Here is a 21,588-nt window from a genome sequence, read left to right as displayed (position 1 = left end):
TTTATCATATGTTACGGATCTATGAGTCCCTACCACACCCTCATCATTGACGACGAACTGGCAGCCCGGGAGGTGATCCGTACGTTGCTGGCCGATAGGCCCATGCTGAACGTGGTGGATGAAGCTGCCAACGGGCAGGAGGCCGTGCAAAAGATTCTGCACCACCGCCCGCATCTTATTTTTCTCGATATTCAAATGCCCCGGTTCGACGGCTTCAGCGTGCTGCGGCAGGTCTGGCCCGATCACCAGCCGACGGTGGTTTTTACGACGGCCTACGACCAGTACGCTTTGCAGGCGTTTGAAGTCAACGCGATTGATTACCTGCTCAAACCGTTCGACGACCTTCGGTTCGGGCAGGCGCTGGGCCGGGCGCTGGAGCGACTCAACAGCCGGAACCAGCCCCGGATTGAAGCCCTGCTGGCGCAACTCCTGGCGAACCAGACGCCCGCTCCACCCCGCGAGTTTCTGTCGCGTCTGCTGGTGAAGGAGCAGGGACGGATGTATTTCGTGGATTTAAACGACGTTCACTACCTGGATGCCGATGGCAATTACGTGACGCTGCACACGGCGACGGGCAAACACATTATTTACGACAGCCTGACCAAGCTCGAAACCCGGCTCGACCCCAACCAGTTTGTCCGGATTCACCGCTCGCATATCGTCAACCTGGCTGCTATTCAGGAAGTGGAAACGCACTTCAACGGCGATTACATCGTCCGGCTAAAAACCGGCTCGATCCTCAAATGGACCCGCAATTACCGCGACAAAATCCAGGCGTTTCTGAATCAGTCGGGGTAGTAGCCCATAAAAAACGTACAGCCGCAGCCAGTTTTCACTTCCGGGCTGCGGCTGCGTAGCATCAGAAAACCGTACGGTTTTTACAATTCCCGAATCCGGAGATTACGGTACCATACTTTCTCTTTCGGATTGTGGCTTTGCAAAGCAATTTTGCCTTTGGCGTGGGCTTTGGCATACGGCAAATCCTTGAATTTGCTCTTCGCTACCATTGCTTTCCACGCATCACTGCCGTAAACATACTCGACAACCTTCTTGCCGTTCAGGAAATGCTGCACGTTGTTGTTATTCACAACAATGCGGGCTTTGTTCCACTGGCCCGGAGCCTTTACCGCGCTGGGGTCGCTGGGGCCCTGAAGATCGTAGTTGGCACCGGTCAATTGGCTGTCTTTCAATTTCTGGCCGTTGCCCAGGGGGTAGTTTTTGTCGTCGATAACCTGGTATTCCGGTCCTGACCAGTAGGTTGCTTTGTTAGCGGGGTCTTCAATGACTTTGTAAACCACGCCACTATTGCTTTCGGCCGGGATTTTAAATTCAAATTCAAATTCGAAGTTTTCGAACTCCTTGTCCGTGACCAGGTCGCCACCCGTTCCATCGGGGGTCAAGGCGCCATCTTCAATGTTCCAGCCCACCACGTGGTCTTTCAGGTAGCTGTGCCAGCCGCTGGTCGTTTTTCCGTCGAACAGGGCCACCCATTTGCCGGGTTTCGAGCTGCCTATGTTCGACAGGCTCATCAAGGTAATCACACCGGCCAGCAGACCGATAGCGAGGGATGCTTTTTTCATGGTTCAATTGTTTGTATTCGTTTAAGGTCTGAAGTTTAACGTTTAAGGCTTACTCCAAACCGTTAAACCTCAAACCCTAAACGTTAGACGAATTACCTATACCGCATTCATAATTTTCATCGCATTCGGGTCCCAATTGACAATCTGCTTCTTGAACAGACTGATGTTGCCGCACTGGGTGGGGCCGCAGGCGCGGAGCCCGAACGTCGCATCTTCAATCACCGGTTTCTGGTTCCGGATCGAATCGAAGAAGTTGACAAAGTGTTCGTAGCGGTCGCCCTTGTAATCCTTCGGCGTTTTGTACACCATTTCGCGCGGCCCTTCCATTTCGGGACGGTTCGGATACAGTTTATTGTATTCCTTAAGGTAGGCTTCCTTCTGGTCTTTCGGGAAATTGTCGATCGACAAACCGGGGGCTTTCGGCAGTTTGTGGTGCCGAACCGTCAGGCTGTCCCAGCCGATGGACAAATCCCCCTCCGTGCCAACTAGCCGCACGAGGTACCCACCTCCGCCACCATCGACGAAGTTGCTCCGGGTGGTCAGGTTGAACTCGGGATGCTCGGCGGTTTTCGGATAATCGAAAATCGCCAGGTGAATATCGGGCACATCGCGGCCGTCTTTCCAGAACCGCAGCCCTCCGCTGGCGTACACCCGGTTGGGGCCTTTCGAACCCGTAATGGTGTGCAGCGTCGTCAGCAGGTGGACGTAGAGGTCACCCGCTACGCCGGTTCCGTAATCCTGGTAGTTTCTCCAGCGGAAAAACCGCTTCGGGTCCCACTCGCGTTTTTTGGCCGTTCCGAGGTAGGTGTCCCAATCCACGGTTTGGGGCGACGCATCGGGCGGAATCGAATATTGCCACGCACCCATGGCGCTGTGCCGGTCATACTGGGCTTCGGCAAACACCAGCTCGCCGATGTCGCCGGCCTTGAGCAATTCTTTGGCTTTGGTGATGATGATGGAGCTGGCAAACTGGCTACCGACCTGAAAGACCTTGCCGGTTTCTTTCTGCACCTTGATCAGCGTATGCCCGTCTTCGACTTTCTGCACCATCGGTTTTTCGCAGTAGACGTGCTTGCCTTTGCGCATGGCATCCGACGAAATTTTTTCGTGCCAGTGGTCGGTAGTTCCGTTGATGATCGCATCCACATCCGTCCGCTCCAGAATCTGGCGGTAGTCTCTGGTCGTAAACAGGGCGTCGCCCCAGAGTTCTTTGGCCCGGCGCAACCGACCATCATACAGGTCGCAGGCGGCTACCATCTCGACGTTCTCAACCATCAACGCCGTTTGCGTATCGCCAATTCCCATGCCGCCCGTTCCGACGAGGGCGATGCGAATTTTGTCGTTAGCGGCTGTACTACGGTGGCTTTTGACCAGATTAAGGTACGCCGGTGCGGTTCCGGCTTGGGCAAGCGTGGCGGGAACGGCGGCCGCTGCGGTTCCAGCCAGACCCAATGTTTTCAGAAAGGATCGACGAGAAGGAACCTGTTCAGGGTTTTCCATAATGCTAAAAAATGAGTTTACAGGAGCACGTAATTTACGACTTTTTATAATAAGTCCGGAAAAAGACCCGGCGAAATAGACCAGTAATCGCTGGCGCGATGGAATCCGGAGGGCGTTATATTTCTTTTCGTGTGGTAAAATTGTAATTTGGGGCCTTCCTGCGATACCCCTTCACCATGATCCGATTCCTGATTGCCTTGCTGTTGACCATCACCACGGTGTATGGTCAGATCAATCCGGATGCCGGAGGGCGAAGAACTAAATTCTATAGCCTGGAAATGCTGCCGGACAGGGCTCCGAATCCCGGGCGGGTGGCCGGCACCTGGGGCCGGGCCGGCGACCATTTCGACCTGCTACCGTATGCCTTTCTGCAACCGGGCAGTCAGCACCAGGTGCTGACTAAAAGAGGGTATCTGGATGGCAATGGAATCGTCCCCATTCCGGGCCTGGTTTATAACAAGCACAACTATACTTTATCCACCCCGGTCCTTGTCAACGTAAAACCGGGGTTGAATCTGGCCTGCCTGTTGGTTGGAAATAGCCCAAACGGATGAATGGGCAGTAGTAGTATTCAGGGTATACAATCTGAAATTTGGCGAAATGCAAGAAAAACAAATCCCTTCCAGACGAACATTTCTGAAACAGTCGCTGGGTACACTGGCGGCTTTTACCATTGTACCCCGGCACGTGCTGGGCAAAGGCTATCTGGCTCCGAGCGATCAGCTTGCCAAAGGCATCATCGGCGTCGGCGGTATGGGCCGGGGCCATATTCCGTACGCCGGAACGCGCGTGGCCGCTATCTGCGATGTGGACCGGAACCACCTGGAAATCGCCAAAGGACTGATCAAAGACCCCGGCCTGAAAACCTTCGCCGACTACCGCGAACTGATTCAGTTGCCCGAAGTCGATATTGTCCACATCGCGACACCACCCCACTGGCACGGCATTATGGCCGCCGAAGCTGCCCGCGCCGGGAAAGACATCTGGTGCGAAAAACCGATGACGGCTACCATCGGCGAAGGGAAACGGGTCATGGAAGCCGTGCAGCAACACGGGCGGATTTTCCGGCTCAACACCTGGTTCCGGTTTGAAGATAATTTTTACGGCATGGGAACGCCGGTAAAACCGATTAAAAAGCTGGTTGAGAGCGGTTTGCTCGGCTGGCCCTTGACCGTAACCGTGAGCCGCCATACCGGTTTCGACTGGAAATTTTACTGGGTCGGCCAAACCAATCTGCAACCCATGCCCGTTCCGCCCGAACTCGACTACGAATCCTGGCTGGGTCCGGCTCCCTACAAACCGTACAATCCGCACCGGGTTCACGGCACGTTCCGGGGTTACTGGGATTACGACGGGGGCGGTTTGGGCGACATGGGCCAGCACTACCTCGACCCCGTTCAGTATTTTCTGGGTAAGGACGACACCAGCCCGATCTCGGTGGAAATCGACGCGCCCCAGCAACATCCCGATGCGGTCGGCACCTGGCGCCGGATTGAATACACCTACGCCGATGGCTGCAAAATCATTCTGGACGGCGAAGGCAAGGACGTAAACCGGCCCTATATCGAAGGCCCAAAAGGGAAATTGTACCCCGGTTTTAAATCGGACATTCCGGATTTGCAGAAGAAACTGGCGGCTTTCCCCGATCCGCTGCCGCAGGTCACCAATTTTGTAGACGCCGTTCGGGGCCGCAAGCGGTTTGCGCTCAACGAAGCCAATGGTTTTCGTTCCTGCACGCTGGTCAACATCGGCAAAGTGGCGCTGCAACTGGGCCGTTCGCTGAAATTTGATCCGGCGAAGCAGGTTTTCGTGGGGGATGAAGGCGCCAACCGGCTGATCGACCAACCCATGCGCGCTCCCTGGATTATTTGACAACGGCTTACGGCTTTTTCATCACTACTTGTTCCCTTCATGAAATTACCCCTCCTTACCCTTGCCGGTTCTCTTCTGCTCGTTACGCCTGTCTGGGCGCAGACCAAAACCGATTCGCGTCCGTTGGAAAACCGGGTTGCCGACGCCGTCGCGCAGATGCCGTCGCTGAATGCTAATCAACTTACTACCAGTATGGAAGCCATCGCGGCTTTGGGAGCGAAAGGCCTTCAGGACATGGTCCTGAGGCTGGCGGCTCCCGGCCGGGGCGACAATACCAACCTCGAATACGCGCTCGGCGGTTTTTCCTATTACGTCACCAAACCGGGCAAAGAACTCCAGCGGGCCACGACCAGCCGGGCCTACGGGCAGGCGCTCGGAAAACTGAGCGATCCGGAGGCCAAGGCTTTTATCATCAGTCAATTGCAGATTGTTGGTAAGGAAGAAGCAGTGGCCTTTCTAAAACCGTATTTGTCGGACGAACAGCTTTGTGCCCCGGCGGTAAGGGCGCTGGTTAAAATCAATACGCCAACCGCCCAGAAAACGCTGATGCAGGCGCTGGTCGCGTCGCAGGGTAACACCCGTTTGTCGCTGGTCAAAGCCCTGGGCGATACCCGGTATGTGCCCGCAGCCCCAGAGTTGACGCGGCTGGTCCAGCCGGACGACAAAAACCTGAGCAAAGTAGCCCTGTATGCCCTGGCCCGGATGGCAACACCCACCGCGGGGGCGGTGTTGGCCCGGGCTGCCCAGGGAAGCGGGTATGCGTACGACGTAACGGAAGCAACGGCCAGCTACCTGGACTATCTCAAACAACTGGCGGTTTCGGGACGAAAACCGCAGGCTGACGCCCTGGCCCGGAAACTACTGGAGGTCTGCACGGACGAAAAACAGGTGCCAACCCGGACGGCGGCCTTAAAAATTCTGGTCGATAACAACCGCGAAAAAAGTCTGCCGGTGCTGACGAAAGCCGTGCTGGACTCTTCCCATGCCTACCGCGTGGCGGCCCTGAAACTGACAACCGGTTTGAATAATAAAGTGCTCAACGCGCAACTGGCGAAACAGGTGGCACGAACTACCGGGAGCGTTCAGGCCGATTTAATCGCGCAACTGGGTGCTACGGGCGATGCAGCGCTGACTCCGGCCTTGTTGCCGGGTTTGAAAAGCACCGATCAGGCGGTTCGGCTGGCCGCGATTCCGGCGGTGGCGCAGACGGGGCAGGAAAATGCCTTGCCGGATTTGCTGGCATTATTGAAACGCGGAACGTCGGCCGATCGGGCCGCGATCAAAGACGCGGTGGCGTCGATGAAAGGGTCGCAGGTGGCCGTGCAACTGACGCACAGTCTGCCGAGCATGCCCGTCGAAGCCCGGGCGACGATTCTGGCGCTGCTGGGAGCCCGCGCGGCTGAAGCGAGTGTGCAGCAGGTTATCGCGCAGGTGCGGGAAACCGATGCAACCGTCAGCCAGGCCGCAGCCGCAGCCCTGCCGTTGCTGGTGCGTTCCGAACAGGTTCCGCAACTGGTCGCCTTATTGACCAGTGCGACAGACCTCCAAACCGTTCAGTCGCTCCAACGGGCCCTAGCAGCCGCGACGGTTTCGGTGGGGGATTCCATCCAGCGGACGGATTTAGTGGTGAACCACCTGCAACAGGCTCCGACGGCGGCTCAGGGCCGGTTTTTGGGTACGCTGGCCTACATCGGTGGGCCGAAGGCGCTGGAGGTTGTGCGGCAATCGTTTGAAAAAGGCGACGGCATGGTGCAGCCGGCAGCCGTTGCCGCTCTGGCCGACTGGTCGACGCCCGACGCAGCTCCGGCTTTACTGGGCATTGCCCGGCAAAATACGGTCGCATCCGAATCCGCGCTGAATGGTTATATCGCCCTGATCAACCGCTCGGCGTTTCCCGCCGATCAGCGGTTGCTGCTGCTGCAGGACGCGATGGAGGTGGCCCGTACGCCCCAACAGAAAGTGGAAATTCTGAAAGCCGTCAGCCGGTGCCGGACGTTCCAGGCCCTTGTTTTTGCGGGCCATTACCTGGACGACCCGGTTTTGAAGCAACAGGCTGCCAGCACGGTGGGGTCGCTGGTGAACGCCAGCCGGGAGTTTTCGGGCAGTATCGTACGGTCGTTGCTGGAAAAAGCCAGTGCGGTTTTGACCGGTCCCGAAAGTGAAGCCCAGCGGCAGGCCCTTCTGCGCCGGCTGCAAACGGTGCCGCCCGACGGTTTTGTGGCCCTGTTTAACGGGAAGGACCTGTCGGGCTGGAAAGGACTGGTGGCCGATCCGATCAAACGGTCGAAAATGGACGCGGCTACCCTGGCGCGGGAACAGCAGAAAGCGGATTCTGTGATGCGCATTGGCTGGTCGGCGAAAGAAGGTCTGCTGGTTTTCAACGGGCACGGCAACAACATCTGTACGGAAAAGCAATACCGGGATTTCGAGATGCTGGTCGATTGGAAAATCACGAAAGAAGGCGATGCCGGTATTTATTTGCGGGGCACTCCGCAGGTCCAGATCTGGGATCCCGCCCGCGTCGATGTGGGAGCGCAGGTGGGGTCGGGCGGCCTCTATAATAATAAAGTATTTGAAAGCAAACCGCTGAAGAAGGCCGATAATCCGGTCGGCGAATGGAACACGTTCCGTATCATCATGAAGGGCGAGCGGGTGACGGTTTACCTGAACGGCGTGCTGGTAACGGATAATACCGTCCTGGAAAATTACTGGGATCGCAGTCAGCCCATTTTTCCAATTGAACAACTGGAACTACAAGCTCATGGTACTTATGTGGCTTACCGGAACATTTTCGTTCGGGAATTGCCCCAGCCCAAACCGTATGAGCTGACGGCTGAAGAAAAACGGGACGGTTTTGAGCTGCTTTTTGACGGTCGCGATCTGAGCAAATGGGTCGGCAATACGAAGGATTACGTCGTCGAGGATGGCGATATTGTCTGGTACAAGAACGGCGGAAAAGGCAACCTGTATACCCAGAAAGAATTCAGTGATTTTGTGTTCCGGTTTGAATTTCAGTTGACGCCGGGGGCCAACAATGGCCTGGGCATCCGGGCTCCGCTGGAAGGCGATGCCGCCTATGTGGGTATGGAACTGCAGATTCTGGATGACGGTGCGGATATGTACAAAGACCTGCAACCGTACCAGTACCACGGTTCGGTCTACGGCGTCATTCCGGCCAGACGCGGGGCGCTGAAGCCCGTCGGCGAGTGGAATTATGAGGAGGTAACGGTGAAAGGCAACCAGGTAAAAGTGGTGCTGAATGGGATCCAGATCCTGAATGGTGATATTGCCGAAGCCAGCAAAAACGGGACGCTGGATCATAAGGAGCATCCCGGTTTGAAGCGAACCAACGGCCACATTGGTTTTCTGGGCCACGGTTCGGTCCTGCGTTTCCGCAATATCCGGGTAAAAGACCTCAAGTAATAAACGCTGATGTCCTCTGATTAACTCTGTTTGATAACGTTTTTAGTTACACAGGGTTGATCAGAGGACATCAGAGTTGATCAGGGGGGTTACAGAACGTCTTCCCGGGCGGCATCGGGGTCGTTGTACTTCCGGTCGAGTTGATCGGTCGATTTCATATCCGAGGGAGCCTGAGCCGTTGATTTCTGCATGGGTTCTTTTTTGATCGCGCTCTCATCCAGGGTCTCCTGGGGTTGGTCGAGCATCTGAGCGGTTTCCTGCGGACGTTCACCCGGCTGGTACGCATGCGTGTCTTTCTCGTTGACATCGTACGGCCGGGCAGAGGTACCCGTATCCGGATGTTCCTCCATGCCTTCGGCGGCTTTGGGCTTGATGTAATTGTCGGGCCCGGGGCCATCCGCACCAGGGCCGTTATTGACCGGGTTTTGCCGGCCGTAGGTTCCTAAGAACTCCGGAAGCTCCTCATTCTTAGCCGGGTCCTGGCTCTGGGTAGGCACATCCGCGCCGGGCATTGTATCCGCCAGGGCGCTCGTGGGTGTATCCTGCGGTTCTTTTTGATTCGAAACCTGGTTGTCGATTTCGGAGGAATTGTTCACTTCATGTGAACGACCCGGTTCGCTGGGCTCCGTAATTTCGGGATGCGCCGGTTTGGGAGTCGTCGGCATATCCGGAATTTCCGGGCCGGGTGCGGGCGGAGTTGGTGGGGTTGGGGTTTCCGGAGCCGCCGGAATCGGGTTATTCGGGTCGGGCGTCGAGGGCAGTTCCGGGATCATATCCGCCTGAGGATGTTCCGACCGAATGTCGACAAGGTCGTAGGTCCGCTGGTTGGGGGAGTAGAGGCCGCGCTCCTCGTCATTGGCGTATTGACTACTCAAATCATCCGTCACTTCAGTGCCAACATCCGCCGTCGGAACCAATTTGCCATCGACCAGTTTGACCATATGAGTTTCGGCCTGATCCTGGCCGTATTTTGTATCTGCGTTTTCGTTATTAATCAAGTCCGCGGGTTGCGAATCATGAAACACATTCGATTCCATACCGTTTGTTACGATTTAGTGAATAGATACCCTAATAACTGACGGTTTGGTAAAAAGTTTTTGGGTTAAAGTGAAGAGCCGGACAACCGCCGGTGGTTTTTCCGGGCGTCGATCAGGGAAGATAGCCCGTAGGGGTCGATGCAATGCGTAGCCAGAAATTACACAGATCTTCGACGACGGACTTGTAATCCGCAAAGGAAGACGGTTTTTTGACGTACGAATTGGCTCCCAATTCATACGCCCGGTCGATATCAGGCTGGGCATTGGAGGTACTGAAAATCAAAACCGGCATCAAATTGTAACGACGATCGGCGCGCAGCCTTTCCAATACCTCAAAACCGCTCATTTGGGGCATATTCAAGTCGAGCAGTAAAAAGGATGGTAATGTCCGTGCCGTTTCGAGCCGTGATAGCAAGTCTGCTCCGCTGGAGGCAATGAGTACTTTCTCCTCTTTTAAACACGATTTAAAGGCTTCCTGTATCAAAAATAAGTCATCTTCGTCATCATCGACGACGGCTATAACCTGTCTGTTCAGCATACGATGGTGGTCAGAAAAATAGGGGTCGGGTGTCAGCTAGTGGCGTTGACGACGATCCTGATTATCAGTAAGATTGGTAGATAAGATATCTTCGGCGGTAATGGCCGGCAGGGCGACGCGTTTTTTCCAGTATGAACAGAAATGGGCCATAACCGCATCCCAGTTGTCGGGCTGGGGCATATAGCAGGTCGCTCCCCATTGATACGCCTGTTGAACCGATTCCGGATCTTTATCCCGGCCGTACAGAATAACGGGAATTCGCCGAAGAATAGGGTGTTGTTTCAATAAGTTCAGAATGGTTTCGGGTTGACTGGTATCCCGATCCAGCATGATCAGGGTGGGAACAAACAGGGCGTCGGCCAGCCCTTTCTGGAAATAGCCGCGAACGGCAGAATCTTCATTAGCGGCTAGATACCGGTGTGGAACGCCGTATTTCCGAAACGCCTGACCCAGCGTTTTCTGCTCCAGGCTGTCGGTGCCAATAAGTAATATTGATAAGGGGCCGGTCATCTTTCCGTGGAATTAAGAACTTATCCAAATTTTCAAAGACAAAACTATCCTGTGGAAAAAAAGTTGGAGTCTGCCGGTTAAATTTTACGCATTGATAAAAAGATATTTATCCAAGTCTTCTGACAATGAGGCTATTAACAAGTTCATAGAAAGCCTGTGGTTTTAACGTTCGCCAATTCGCAATTTCGTCCAGGGTACCGCCGAAATTCATGTAATAATCCAGCCGGTAGCGTTTCCATTCGGTTTCGACAAAATCCCGAAAATTGACGGCGGCAATCCAGCCATCTTCCACGTCTTCAAACCATTCTTCGTAATAACTATCGTCGGAACCGTGGAAATTCAGGATGTTCTCCCCGAGGAGAATAAACTTGTTGATGCCTTCTTCCACCAGCGGATCGATGACCTGCCGTTTCAGGTACATGATATCGTTATGCAGCGTATCGTTCCACTCGCCAAACAGCTCGATGACCACAAACCGGTGGTCGTAATCGGCAAAAAGAATCTTGCAAAACAACGTCTCCGAGCCGATTTCGTCCCAGAGCGGGTGGATATAATACCCGTAAATCGTATTGGTGTACTGGTTCATGTTATAAACGCGGCCATAAAACGGCGACTGCGGATCGTCCGGCGCGCTATACCACTTCTCCCAATTGTAAAAAGGCTCAATTTCGTGCATACTTTTTCGGCTGTTTAGTAGAAACCGGCTATGACAAAGATAGCAAAACTATCCTGGACGAGTCGTTACCCCCTGCACCGAATAAAACGAAAAAGCCCAGTAGCTGAGCTTCTGGACTTTCTGTCGGAAACGTGTATTGCAGATGAAAGTGCTACCTCCATAACAGGCTTCATCGCGTGTGAATACGTACGAACGACCCGGATGGTTAGATTGCGGAAAATGAAAAAAAATAAAAAAATTACTGCATCGTACTCATCAGAGTTTAAGTGCTGAGCTTAAGTGATAAGCGTTTTTTTAGCGATACTGCAAAAAAGCCGTTGCCTGGCAATCTTTATTGGTCTTGAACCGAATCCAGCGGGCCTGAAAGCTTTTGGGAAAGGTAAAGCTGAAGGTCTGTCCCGGTGCTACCGTCACTTCTTTGTACGTCATCCAGGGACCGTTGCCGACGGGGTCGGCTTCGATGGTAAACGTCACGGGTGCAGTGGCTTTATGGGATAGTTGCAGGCTGCGCTGGTCGTAAAAACCGATCAGGTACGGATCCGACACTTCGCCCGCCTTCACGGCGGTATTTTTCCACGGACCGCCGTGACCGGTCGGTTTGCCCAGTTTCCAGAGATCGTCAATAGCCCCGGCCCAGACGGCGGCTTTTTTGTCGTCCGACACGATGATGTGTTCGCTGTTTTGGCTTATTTGCGGGTCCAGACCGGTCATGATCAGCAGCCCGCGGTACGAACCGTAGTCGTTGATGCGGAGGTTGTGCGACGAAACGGGCCGGATTTTGGCGTAACCGTCGGCATTTTCGGCGGGCAGCTCGTAAAATGTGCCGTGTGCATTGAACAGATCGCGTTCGGTGGCCACTTCCCGGCAAATCCGCAGAGCCGCCTGATTGGTCAGATCCGTATAGGCAGCATTGCCGAGCGGCAACCGCCAGCGCCGACCGTTGTCATCGACCACCAGCACCGATGATTCTTCGACCGAAACGGCTTGCTGCGGAATGGCAAATTTGCTCTTGATAAACGAAGCCGTTTTTGCATCGTCTTTCCGAACGAGCTGCATGGCGCCATCCAGTTCGTAATAGCCTGCTTCCGTCGGTTGTCCGCCCGAATACGTCTGCGCCACCAGACCCAGCGCGCGCCGGTTATCACCCAAACCGTAGAGCAAACCGCCCGTCGTTTTGGCGGTTGTCACGTTGCTTAATCCGGCAAACATGGCGTGGGGCGTGGTGGTGCGCTGATCGTTGGCTGTGTACGAAAAGTGCGCGGTTGCGTTGGTAGCCTGGCCCGGTTTGATCCGGATCCATTCGCCGGGCGCGTTGGCGGGAAACTCCACGTTCGCGGCTTTTTTGGCCCCCACGGTCACGGTTTTCAAGGTCGTCCAGGAACCGTTGCCGGTTTTATCCACTTCAAACGTAAAGGTTACGCTGGCGTTGCCGTTGTTCTGGACCCAGGCTGTGCGGTTAGGCCAGCCCGCAAACAGAAACGGTTCCGACGGTTCGGCGGCTTTGACGGCTTCGTTCAGCCAGACGGCTCCTTCGGCGGTGTTGGGGCCTAACTGATCCGGCAGGTTCACGGACGTAAACCAGAGGTTGGAATTCGACTGACCGGGGCCTTCGATGTTGCCCTTGGCCTTCCGTTTATTCAGGAACTCCTTCTGGGCCGAATCGTCGCAGCCAAACACCAGCTGATCGTTCCAGCGGGTATAATCCCCAATCACTTTCAGATAGGCCGAGCGGGGCCGGATGCCAGCCGTGTTTTTGGACGTAAACTGGCCGGGAAACCGCCAGAACAGGCCGTGCATGGTCATCAGGTAATCGGGTTTCTGGGCGGTTCCGATGTCCCGGATGCGGGGCCATTCGGTGTTCCAGCCGTGGGCACCGTCGTAGCTGTGGCTCGCTTTGGGCAGGCGGAAAAAAGTCCATTTGCCGGCATCACGAACGCCCAGCAAGACCGACTTATGATCCCAGCCGGTCGCCCAGATGGGGTCGGTCGCCGGATTCTTGTTGCCGTAAATGCCGCCCGGGCCGGTCACTTCCACGAACTGATTCCGGCGCACGACTTTCCATTCCTTGCCGTTCCATTCCGACAACGAGCCGGACTCGATGTCGAACTGCTTGAGCGCCTGCGGACCGGGTTCGCCGTTGTTGGAGTAAACCATCACGCCCTGACCCGAATACAGCCCTTTACCGTGGGCGCCGGGCAGGAGTTCACCACGATGATTGTTCGATTCGTCGGCCCCTTTTTTCTGCTTTACATTGCCGTCTTCATACAGGAGGGTTGGTGTTAATGTCTTGACATCCACCTCATAAAATCCTTCCTCCATCGTACCGTAATAAATTTTATTCGTGGGGTCGGTCAGATGGCGGGCGTTGCCGGTATGGCGTCCCGGCATGGTTTTGTACGGCATCACCCGGATTTTTCCCTGGGCATCAATGGCGTAGGGGCCAATGAAAAGCTGGTTGCTTTCAGGGTGAATCATCCGGTTGGCGGGTGTCCCCCCGATACTTTCGGTATAAACGGTCTGTTTCAGGTCCGGCGTGATTTCGTAGAGTTTATCCGACGAACCAAAGGGCAGGTGCGGACCATACGTAATGGCCCACAGCTTCCCGGCCCAGGGGACAACCGCGCCTGTTCCGCACTCGCCCTCGTTATTATACATAGCCAGGTGCGGATAAATGCCGCTGTAGGATGGATATTTTTTGGATTGCGCCAGCGCCTGAGCAGCAAATAAACTGCCGATCAGGCAAGCGGAAAGAATGTGTTTTCTCATTCTGAATGGATATTGGTAAAAAACGTGCTACTATTATTCGTAAGTAAACCAGGCCGTCGCTTTACTGTCCTGGTTGGAGGTAATTCGCACCCAATGGGCGTTAAAGCCCGCCGGGAACTCGTGTACGACCGCTTTGCCCGCCGGTACGGTGATCGTCTGGTAGGCATGCCAGCCATTGTGGTCAAAATCGACTTCCAGCGTAAATTCAGCGTCTTTGTCCGACAGAAGTTTGACTTTCTTTTTGTCATATCCCGTCATCAGGTAGGGGAGGGACGGTTCGCCCGCTTTCACGTCGGAATCCTTCCAGACACCGCCTTCGCCAACGGGTTTGCCTAATTGCCACAAGTCGTCGATGGCACCAAACCAGAGGCCGGTTTGAGCCGCGTTGCTGCCGAAAAAATGGCCGTCAGTTTGGGCGGTTTTGCCCGTTCCACTCAACACCAGCAGACCCCGCCAGGTGCAGAAATCCTGAATCTGTTTTTTGTGGGTGGTGACGGGACGCATGGACGAGAAACCGGCTTCGCGCGGCACCTCGTAGAACGTGCCGTGGGCGTTGAACATATACCGCTCCGATTCCAGCTCCCGGCGGTCGCGGGGCCAGCCGGCGGCAAACGGCTGGTCGTAGCGGGCCGACGTTTTGGGTAGCCTGAACGTACCGGATTTGTCCTTCACGATGACCGAAGCGGCATCCAGTTCAAATTCCTTTTTCAGCGCACACAGTTCGGCCACTTCTTTTTCCCGGTTTTCGGCCGGACGGGCAAAACCGAGTTTTTCGTCTACTTCGTAGTAGGTTGGTCCCGACGGGGCCGAAAGGTCCAGAAACTGAAGGTTCTTGTTGTGACCCGCCGGACGAATCAGGCCCGCCGTAACCGGACTTTTGTCGTCAATATCCGCCAATGCCCTGCACAGGCTCCTGGCCGTTTGCGCGGAATGGCCCGTCCCCTGAAAATGAAAGAAAACCGTCGCATTGCCGTCCTGGCCGCTTTTCACCCGAATCCAGTTGGCCGAAACCGTGGCCGGAAAAATGTGGTAGGCATAGCCCGACGCGGGTACCGTAACGGTTTGGTACGGCTGCCAGTCGTTGGTGCCTTTCTGGCTGATTTCCAGAGTGAACGTGGTCGCTTTGCCCGTATTATGGCTCAGGTGGACGATTTTCTGGCCAAAACCGTTGATCAGGAATGGTTCGGAAACGGCACCGGCTTTCACGTCATCGTTGATCCAGACCCCGCCCCAGCCGCTGGTGGCTCCCCAGTTTTTCAGTTCTTCCGGTTTTCCGAACCAGAGGTTCGATTGCGACCGGCCCGCCATCGGATTTTGCAGCAGGCTGGTTTCGTCGGTGGCAATGACCAGTTGGCCGTTCCAGTGGCAGAAATCCGGTACGTAGCGCAGGTGGCTGGCAATCGGTGCAAGGCCGGCGGTGTTGCGGGCGCTGAAGGTCTGGGGGAAATCGTAGAACATGCCGTGCATATCCAGCAGCATTTTTCCGTTGCCGATTTCACGGATGCGCGGCCATTCGGTGTACACGCCCGTCGAACCATCGTAGGTATGCGTGGCTTTGGGCAACCGGAACGTGTACCATTGTCCGTCGTCCAGCAGTTTCAGAAGCACCGAGCGTTTGTCCCATCCGATGCTCCAGAGCGGGCTTTTGTCGTCGGGCGAACCGTAAATTCCGCCGGGGCCGGTTACGTCGGTAAATTGCCGACGCTCGATGATTTTCCAGTTTTTGCCGTCCCAGGAAGCCAGTACGCCTTTTTCGTCGGCATTTTTCGGTGGCCCGCCAACCTGTAAATCCGGCGCATTGGCGTTCCATTTGCTGCGTTCGCCGTTGTTGGCCAGCACCAGTTGACCCTGCGCCGTGTAACCGCCTTTGCCGTGCCAGCCCGGAATCGGGTAGGTGTACAATTTGTTAACGGCCAGCGAATGCACGTTGGCTTCGTAGAGCGCGCCTTCCATGTCGTAGTAATAGACCCAGTTGGCGGGGTCCTTCAGGTGTCGGGCGGTGGCGGTCAGGCGGCCGGGCATCCGGGAGGGCGGAATAGTCCGCACGTTCCCGCCGGCATCGACCAGATAAGGCCCGATGAGCAACTGATTGGATTCCCGGTGAATCATCCGGTTGGCGGGCGTTCCGCCGACGCTCTCGGGCCGGATTTCCATCCGCAGGTTTTCGTCGATCGTGTAGAGCTTATCGGAACTTCCTTCCGGGCAGTGGGGTGAATACGTAATCATCCACAGTTTACCGGCCCAGGGAACCACCGCCCCGATGCCGATTTCGCCCCCGTTGCCGGTGCCGGGACGCGGACAGGGAATGCCGTCGCCTTCGTTGAATGCCGCCAGGTGTGGGTAAACCCCGCTAATTTGCAGGGGTTTACCGACCTTTTTCTGGGCAAAAACCGACCCGGCAGCACCGAGGAGCAGTGCGCAGAATAAGAGTTTGGTTCGCATGGTGCCGATCAATAACCAGGATTTTGAACCAAACCGCTTGTCAGCACTTCTTTCGACGGTATGGGCCAGAGGTACTGGCGGGTTGCGTCGAATTTCCGGATGGTCAACTGCTTGATTAGCCCTGCATTGTACATGGGGCTAAAGTCGGCCACACCGTCGTCGTCAATTTGGGGTACCTGCGGGAAAAACCAAAGGCCCGGTTTTACCACTTTCGTGCGCAGATCGGCGGGATCGAGCAGGCCGTAGTTAAGTTTGTTCAGGACTTTTTCGGCGAGCTTCCAGCGGATGATGTCCATGTAACGAATGCCTTCCAGGGCAAACTCCATCCGACGTTCGATGCGCACGGTTTTGCGCAAAGCCGCCTGATTGCCCATTTTAACCGCCGGATACGCCGAAGTGGCCGTAACCGCTACGCCGTAGGCCCGCGCCCGAACGGTATTGATGGCATCCAGCACTGACTGATCGATCTCGTTGAGTTCAATCTTGGCTTCGGCATACATCAGCAGCACGTCGGCGTAGCGGATGATGATTTTGTCGGGTTCCGCCGTCCAGGAGTTCAGCGTCCAGTCGGCATCGACGCCTTTTTTCCAGATCAAACCGTTGAAGGAAGCAAACTGGGCAATGGAACGCGTGTCGTTGTTATTAACCCGGGTATTGTTACTGGTTCGGAGGACCTGAACCGAATCCGGATGCGGCTGGAAAATAAAACCGATGTGGGGCGTCTGGAATTCAACGATGGTGGCCGTACAGCGCGGATCGCGGTTTTTAAACGGTTCGCGCGGGTTGAACAGCGGTGATTCGTCGATGGGTAAACCGTCTTTGCACAGGAAGGCACAGAACAAATCCCAGGAAGGATCTTTGGCCGCGTAGCCACCCGCATTTCGGGGGACGTAATCCTGAAGACCGCCCAGCGTGACTTTCAGTGCCACCGAGCGGGGAAGCGCAAAAATGGATTCAACCGAATTCTTGGTTTTCGATAAAAACAGGTTGCCGAAGTCGCTGTGCAGCGTGTACACCTTCAGGTCCATGCAGGCTTTGGCCGCATCGCGGGCGGTTTTCCAGTCGCCCATCTGCAACGCAATCCGGGCCTTCATGGCGTAAGCGGCTCCGGCCGTGGCCCGTTTCAACTCCGAGCCGCCGTAGGTGGTTTTCAGTTTGGAAGCGGCAAAATCAAAGTCGGCGTAGATTTTTTGCAGCACCTCCTCTTTCGGCGTCTGTTTCAGTGCCAGCGCTTCTTCAATGCTCAACGTGGTTTCGGTATAAACGATATTCCCGTAGTGCGAAAGCAGCCGCGAATACTGGCAGGCCCGGATAAACCGCGCTTCGGCGGCATACCGTTCGATCTGGGCGGGCGACAAAACCGCAGCCGCCCGATCCACGCTCTGGATAACCGTATTGGCGCGGGCGATGGCTTTGTAGGTGTTGGTCCACCAGGTCTTGACGAAATCAGTTTCGCCGTTGATGGTGGCACCGGTAACGGGGGTGGTGGCATCGCGGTACGTCCAGTCGTCGGTCCAGTCGTCCAGATCCAGCATCCAGAACGCATCTTTGTACAAACCGTTCAGCGACATTTCGATTTCCTCGGCATTCGAGTTCCAGGTTTCGCTGGAGCCGTCCGACAGCGGGTTCAAATCCAGGCTATCGCAGGCCGTCAGGAAAAGCAGACTAAACAGGAAGGTAACTATATTCAGTTTCATAGGGGATCGGGTTAGAATTTAACGGAGGCTCCAAAGACGAACGAGGTAGTAATGGGGTAGCCCAGCGAGGTTCTTTCGGGGTCCCAACCGGTCGGGAATTTGCTGATGGACAACAGATCCGTAACCGAACTGTAGACGCGGATGCTCTGCATTTTCAGCTTTTGCGTCACCACTTTCGGGATGTTATACCCCAGGCTGATATTTTTCAGGCGGAAATACGCGCCGTTGATCAGCCAGTAGTCGGACATGGCGTAGTTATTACCGGCCGATGTGTTGGTGTAGCGGGGGTATTGTGCCTGCAAATTCTGCTCGGGCGTATTGTACGTGCTCCAGGCCGCCCCATCCAGAATGGCCGGGAACGTGCCGAAGTTTTCGCGTAGCGGCTGCACAATATCCGCGCCCAGCCGCGAGTTTTGCTTGGCGACGCCCTGTAATACCAGGCCAAAATCCCAGTTTTTATACCCGAGGTTAATATTCGCTCCGTACGAATACCGGGGCAGCGAACCGCCCAGCAGCACGCGGTCGTATTCGGGCGAAATCTTGCCGTCGGGAACACCCGCCGGGCCGCTGATGTCCTTGTACCGAACGTCACCCGGTTTTACGTTGGCGTTCAGCTTGGGCGAATTGGCCACCTCATCGGCGGTTTGGTAAAGGCCCTCGGATACATACCCGTACCATTCGTTGAACTGGCTACCCTGAATTTTGATCTGATCACCCAGAAAAGCGGTTCCGCCCAGGTCACCCATCGTGGATTTGAAATCGGACAGGTTGAAGGAAGCACTGTAGCGCAGATCGCCCCGGCGGTCGTTCCAGCCGGCCTGCATTTCCCAGCCCGTGGTGAACATTTTACCGGTATTCTGGTAGGGATTATCGAAGCCCACATAATCAGGGATTTCGATCTGCAACAACATATCCCGGGTGGTTTTTTTGTAATAATCGGCGGTTACCTGGAGCCGGTCGCGGAAGAAATTGACGTCGAGGCCAATGTCAAAGGAGTGGGTCTTTTCCCAGGAAATATTCCGGATCGCGTACTGAAACTGGGCCGCTGCCTGAGCCGCCAGAACCGTGTTACCCTGGTAAAACAGCGAGTTGTTTTCAAAATTCAGGATGGCCTGATAGGGGTACAGGTTGTTACCAATCCGCTCGTTGCCTAAAGACCCCCACGATGCCCGTACTTTCAGGAAAGACAACCAGGATGCCGTCGACTTCATGAAATTCTCTTCCGAAACCACCCAGCCTGCCGAAACGGACGGGAAAGCGCCCCAACGGTAGTCGGACGCAAAGCGGGACGAGGCATCGTAGCGGACGTTGGCCTGGATGAAATACTTGCTTTTGTAATCGTACATCACCCGTCCGAACCACGAGCGGTAGGCATTTTCGCTGGCACTGCCGCTATTATCGCGGAAATCCAGCGGGCCGAGGTTCAGGTACGGATAGGTGCTCAGGATGTACTGCCCGCGGGAAGCACCCAGCCCCTCGTTGAAGGCGTAGAAATATTCGTAACCGGCCAATAGATTCAGGTTGTGATCGCCGAATTGCCGGGTGTAATTGGCCAGGGCCTGCGTCGTGTAGCGGTAGCTGTCGTTGCGGCTTTCTTCCAGTTTCGTTTGCGATTGCCCTTCAATAAAGCCGGAGTTGATTTCCGGGCTGTTCCACAGGGTGTAGGGGACTTTTTTGGTGAATACTTTCACCTTGTCGAAGTTGAAGAACGGCGACAGAACCCCGCTGATTTTGAGCCCTTTTATCGGGGCAAAGTCAAGGCTGATCTTACCACCCACCTGGTTGTACCAGGCATTGTTAAAACCGCCGTATTTCAGACGGGCGTAAATATTGGCTCCGTCTTTCCCGGAACCGATGCGACCATCCGAAAACATGGCCGCATAGACCGGCGGCATGATACCCATTTTATAGAAGGGAAACGAACCGTCGCGGTCGTCGGTAATGGGCTGGGGTGAAAATGTTCGCCGGAAGTTAAAGTCGACGCTGGCCGATAAATAGTTGTTGATGGTGAGGTCGTTGTTGACCCGCGCCGTAATCCGTTCGTAGCTCCGGCCTTCATACAAGGCATCAGCCTTATCGTAGCCGAGCGAAACCCGCGAGCGCAGCGATTTGCCGGAACCCGATATGCTCAGCATGTGGCTTCGGCGGGGCGCGTAATCTTTCAGCATCATGGCGCGCCAGTCGGTGTTCGGATACTGGTCGGGGTCCTGGGCGTGCAGGTTGTCGTAGTTATCAATCAGCTCTTTGGGGTAGGTCGGGAATTGGTTGGCGTTGTTACCATTGTCGTTCCAGCGTAGTTCGTTGGTGAGTTGCATAAACCGCCTGGCATTCACATACTCCGGCAGGCGCGTAGCCTTTTCAAAACCGTATTCCGCCGTGTAATCCAGGCTCAGTTGACCGTTTTTGGCCCGTTTGGTCGTCACCAGAATGACCCCGGCTGCGGCCCGGGAACCGTAGATGGAAGCCGAAGCCGCATCTTTCAGGACCGAAATGTTTTCGACATCGTTGGGGTTGATGGTGTTGATGTCGTCGATGGGAACCCCATCCAGAATGATCAATGGGCCGGATTCGCTGATGGTGGTAATGCCCCGAACCCGGATGGTCGCGGTGGCTCCTGGTGCGCTATTGCCGCGCGTCACGGTAACGCCCGGTACCGCGCCCTGCAAGGCCTGCGAAATCTGGGTGGTTTTGCGGGCGGTAATGGCGTCACCCTGCACGGAGGCAACGGCCCCGGTCAGGTCTTTTTTCTGAACCGTTCCGTAGCCGACCACGACGATTTCCTCCAGCGTTTTCTGATCGGGAGCCAGTTGTACATTGATTGTTGTCTGGTTGCCAATCGAAATTTCCTGATTGGCATAACCGACGAACGAAAAGACCAGCGTGCTGGCATCGTCGGGAACCGTCAGCCGGAATTTGCCGTCCATGTCGGTCGTGGTGCCGCGCGTCGTGTTTTTGATCACGACGCTGACGCCGGGCAAGCCTTCGTTGTTTTCGGCCGTAACCTGCCCGGTGATGGTTTTATCAACCGCTGGTGGGGCGGTGATCGGGAGGTACGAACTGGATTCACGTCCGGTCGATGGGCCCGCCGGAGGAAGCTGAATGATAATCTGACCAGCCACCACCTGGTACGTCAGCCCCAGCGGTTTCAGCAACGATTCCAGCACCGTGGCGAGCTTCTGGTTTTGGGCGTTGAGCGAAACCTTGCGGTTCGTTGGAATGGCGTTGGAGCTGTAAACAAAATTTACGTTAGCAACGCGTTCCAGGCGGGTGAGAACGCTTTTGAGGGCGACTTCCTCCGCCTTAATCGAGATGGGGCGCTGGAGTAAATCCTGGGCTTTCCCGTCGTACGCTAACGACGCTCCGGCCAGCAGCAGGCTTAGGAAAATAGGTAAAAAGGAGATTTTCATGACGGTTAGAAGGGTCAAACCGAGCATTCGACAAAATTTCATACTTTTGTATGTTTTGTTGGAAAAATGGAAGAATTCGGCAAAACAAAGCCCTACTCATCCTGGCAGATGAGTGATGATATGTGTTCTGGGGTGTTTCC

14 protein-coding genes are annotated in these 21,588 nt (G+C 55.4%); 4 read left to right on the top strand and 10 right to left on the bottom strand.

Annotation, left to right across the window (positions count from 1 at the left end):
• The first annotated feature begins 21 nt into the window (after window positions 1–21).
• Window positions 22–798 carry a LytR/AlgR family response regulator transcription factor gene (locus tag ACFPMF_RS26705; RefSeq protein WP_379850975.1) on the top strand — a complete coding sequence of 259 codons (777 nt, stop codon included), beginning with the start codon at window positions 22–24 and terminating at the stop codon, window positions 796–798.
• A gap of 80 nt (window positions 799–878) precedes the next feature.
• On the opposite strand, the gene ACFPMF_RS26700 is transcribed toward ACFPMF_RS26705, so the two are convergent.
• Window positions 879–1,580 carry a 3-keto-disaccharide hydrolase gene (locus ACFPMF_RS26700; RefSeq protein WP_379850973.1) on the bottom strand — a complete coding sequence of 234 codons (702 nt, stop codon included), beginning with the start codon at window positions 1,578–1,580 and terminating at the stop codon, window positions 879–881.
• Between the two features lie 96 nt (window positions 1,581–1,676).
• Entirely contained in the window at window positions 1,677–3,080 is a 1,404-nt protein-coding gene (locus ACFPMF_RS26695; protein ID WP_379850971.1) for a Gfo/Idh/MocA family protein, read from the bottom strand.
• Between the two features lie 176 nt (window positions 3,081–3,256).
• On the opposite strand from ACFPMF_RS26695, the gene ACFPMF_RS26690 reads away from it, so the two are divergent.
• The 3 genes from ACFPMF_RS26690 to ACFPMF_RS26680 are packed head-to-tail and all read left to right on the top strand — an operon-like array spanning window position 3,257 to window position 8,375.
• Window positions 3,257–3,634, top strand: a complete 378-nt coding sequence (locus ACFPMF_RS26690; protein WP_379850969.1) for a hypothetical protein — start codon at window positions 3,257–3,259, stop codon at window positions 3,632–3,634.
• 46 nt (window positions 3,635–3,680) lie between these two features.
• Window positions 3,681–4,952: a Gfo/Idh/MocA family oxidoreductase gene (locus ACFPMF_RS26685; RefSeq protein ID WP_379850967.1), complete on the top strand. Its 1,272-nt coding sequence runs from the start codon at window positions 3,681–3,683 to the stop codon at window positions 4,950–4,952.
• A gap of 39 nt (window positions 4,953–4,991) precedes the next feature.
• Window positions 4,992–8,375 (top strand): DUF1080 domain-containing protein, encoded by a 3,384-nt coding sequence (locus tag ACFPMF_RS26680; RefSeq protein ID WP_379850965.1) that lies wholly within the window; start codon window positions 4,992–4,994, stop codon window positions 8,373–8,375.
• Window positions 8,376–8,464: 89 nt separating this feature from the next.
• Here the strand turns inward: ACFPMF_RS26680 and ACFPMF_RS26675 are convergent, their stop codons facing one another.
• From ACFPMF_RS26675 to ACFPMF_RS26640, 8 genes are all read right to left on the bottom strand, one after another.
• A complete protein-coding gene (locus ACFPMF_RS26675) occupies window positions 8,465–9,412 on the bottom strand; it encodes a hypothetical protein (protein WP_379850963.1) in 948 nt (315 codons plus the stop codon).
• 112 nt (window positions 9,413–9,524) lie between these two features.
• Entirely contained in the window at window positions 9,525–9,950 is a 426-nt protein-coding gene (locus ACFPMF_RS26670) for a response regulator (RefSeq protein ID WP_379850961.1), read from the bottom strand.
• Window positions 9,951–9,986: 36 nt separating this feature from the next.
• Entirely contained in the window at window positions 9,987–10,460 is a 474-nt protein-coding gene (locus tag ACFPMF_RS26665; protein WP_379850959.1) for a response regulator, read from the bottom strand.
• Window positions 10,461–10,566: 106 nt separating this feature from the next.
• Window positions 10,567–11,136, bottom strand: coding sequence for a hypothetical protein (locus ACFPMF_RS26660; RefSeq protein ID WP_379850957.1), 570 nt, complete (start codon window positions 11,134–11,136; stop codon window positions 10,567–10,569).
• Window positions 11,137–11,430: 294 nt separating this feature from the next.
• Window positions 11,431–13,902: a hypothetical protein gene (locus tag ACFPMF_RS26655; protein ID WP_379850955.1), complete on the bottom strand. Its 2,472-nt coding sequence runs from the start codon at window positions 13,900–13,902 to the stop codon at window positions 11,431–11,433.
• Between the two features lie 33 nt (window positions 13,903–13,935).
• Entirely contained in the window at window positions 13,936–16,344 is a 2,409-nt protein-coding gene (locus ACFPMF_RS26650; RefSeq protein WP_379850953.1) for a hypothetical protein, read from the bottom strand.
• A gap of 8 nt (window positions 16,345–16,352) precedes the next feature.
• Window positions 16,353–18,041 (bottom strand): RagB/SusD family nutrient uptake outer membrane protein, encoded by a 1,689-nt coding sequence (locus tag ACFPMF_RS26645; protein WP_379850951.1) that lies wholly within the window; start codon window positions 18,039–18,041, stop codon window positions 16,353–16,355.
• An 11-nt stretch (window positions 18,042–18,052) separates the two neighbouring features.
• Window positions 18,053–21,448: a TonB-dependent receptor gene (locus tag ACFPMF_RS26640; protein WP_379850949.1), complete on the bottom strand. Its 3,396-nt coding sequence runs from the start codon at window positions 21,446–21,448 to the stop codon at window positions 18,053–18,055.
• Window positions 21,449–21,588: the final 140 nt, after the last annotated feature.

Source organism: Larkinella bovis (assembly GCF_042655385.1).
Taxonomy (GTDB): Bacteria; Bacteroidota; Bacteroidia; order Cytophagales; family Spirosomataceae; genus Larkinella; species Larkinella bovis.
This window is presented reverse-complemented; position numbering and strand designations above follow the sequence as displayed.

Excerpts from the sequence above, each read along its gene's own strand:
- ACFPMF_RS26705 (WP_379850975.1), top strand. The coding sequence starts at position 22 with ATGAGTCCCTACCACACCCTCATCATTGACGACGAACTGGCAGCCCGG.
- ACFPMF_RS26700 (WP_379850973.1), bottom strand. The coding sequence starts at position 1,580 with ATGAAAAAAGCATCCCTCGCTATCGGTCTGCTGGCCGGTGTGATTACC.
- ACFPMF_RS26695 (WP_379850971.1), bottom strand. The coding sequence starts at position 3,080 with ATGGAAAACCCTGAACAGGTTCCTTCTCGTCGATCCTTTCTGAAAACA.
- ACFPMF_RS26690 (WP_379850969.1), top strand. The coding sequence starts at position 3,257 with ATGATCCGATTCCTGATTGCCTTGCTGTTGACCATCACCACGGTGTAT.
- ACFPMF_RS26685 (WP_379850967.1), top strand. The coding sequence starts at position 3,681 with ATGCAAGAAAAACAAATCCCTTCCAGACGAACATTTCTGAAACAGTCG.
- ACFPMF_RS26680 (WP_379850965.1), top strand. The coding sequence starts at position 4,992 with ATGAAATTACCCCTCCTTACCCTTGCCGGTTCTCTTCTGCTCGTTACG.
- ACFPMF_RS26675 (WP_379850963.1), bottom strand. The coding sequence starts at position 9,412 with ATGGAATCGAATGTGTTTCATGATTCGCAACCCGCGGACTTGATTAAT.
- ACFPMF_RS26670 (WP_379850961.1), bottom strand. The coding sequence starts at position 9,950 with ATGCTGAACAGACAGGTTATAGCCGTCGTCGATGATGACGAAGATGAC.
- ACFPMF_RS26665 (WP_379850959.1), bottom strand. The coding sequence starts at position 10,460 with ATGACCGGCCCCTTATCAATATTACTTATTGGCACCGACAGCCTGGAG.
- ACFPMF_RS26660 (WP_379850957.1), bottom strand. The coding sequence starts at position 11,136 with ATGCACGAAATTGAGCCTTTTTACAATTGGGAGAAGTGGTATAGCGCG.
- ACFPMF_RS26655 (WP_379850955.1), bottom strand. The coding sequence starts at position 13,902 with ATGAGAAAACACATTCTTTCCGCTTGCCTGATCGGCAGTTTATTTGCT.
- ACFPMF_RS26650 (WP_379850953.1), bottom strand. The coding sequence starts at position 16,344 with ATGCGAACCAAACTCTTATTCTGCGCACTGCTCCTCGGTGCTGCCGGG.
- ACFPMF_RS26645 (WP_379850951.1), bottom strand. The coding sequence starts at position 18,041 with ATGAAACTGAATATAGTTACCTTCCTGTTTAGTCTGCTTTTCCTGACG.
- ACFPMF_RS26640 (WP_379850949.1), bottom strand. The coding sequence starts at position 21,448 with ATGAAAATCTCCTTTTTACCTATTTTCCTAAGCCTGCTGCTGGCCGGA.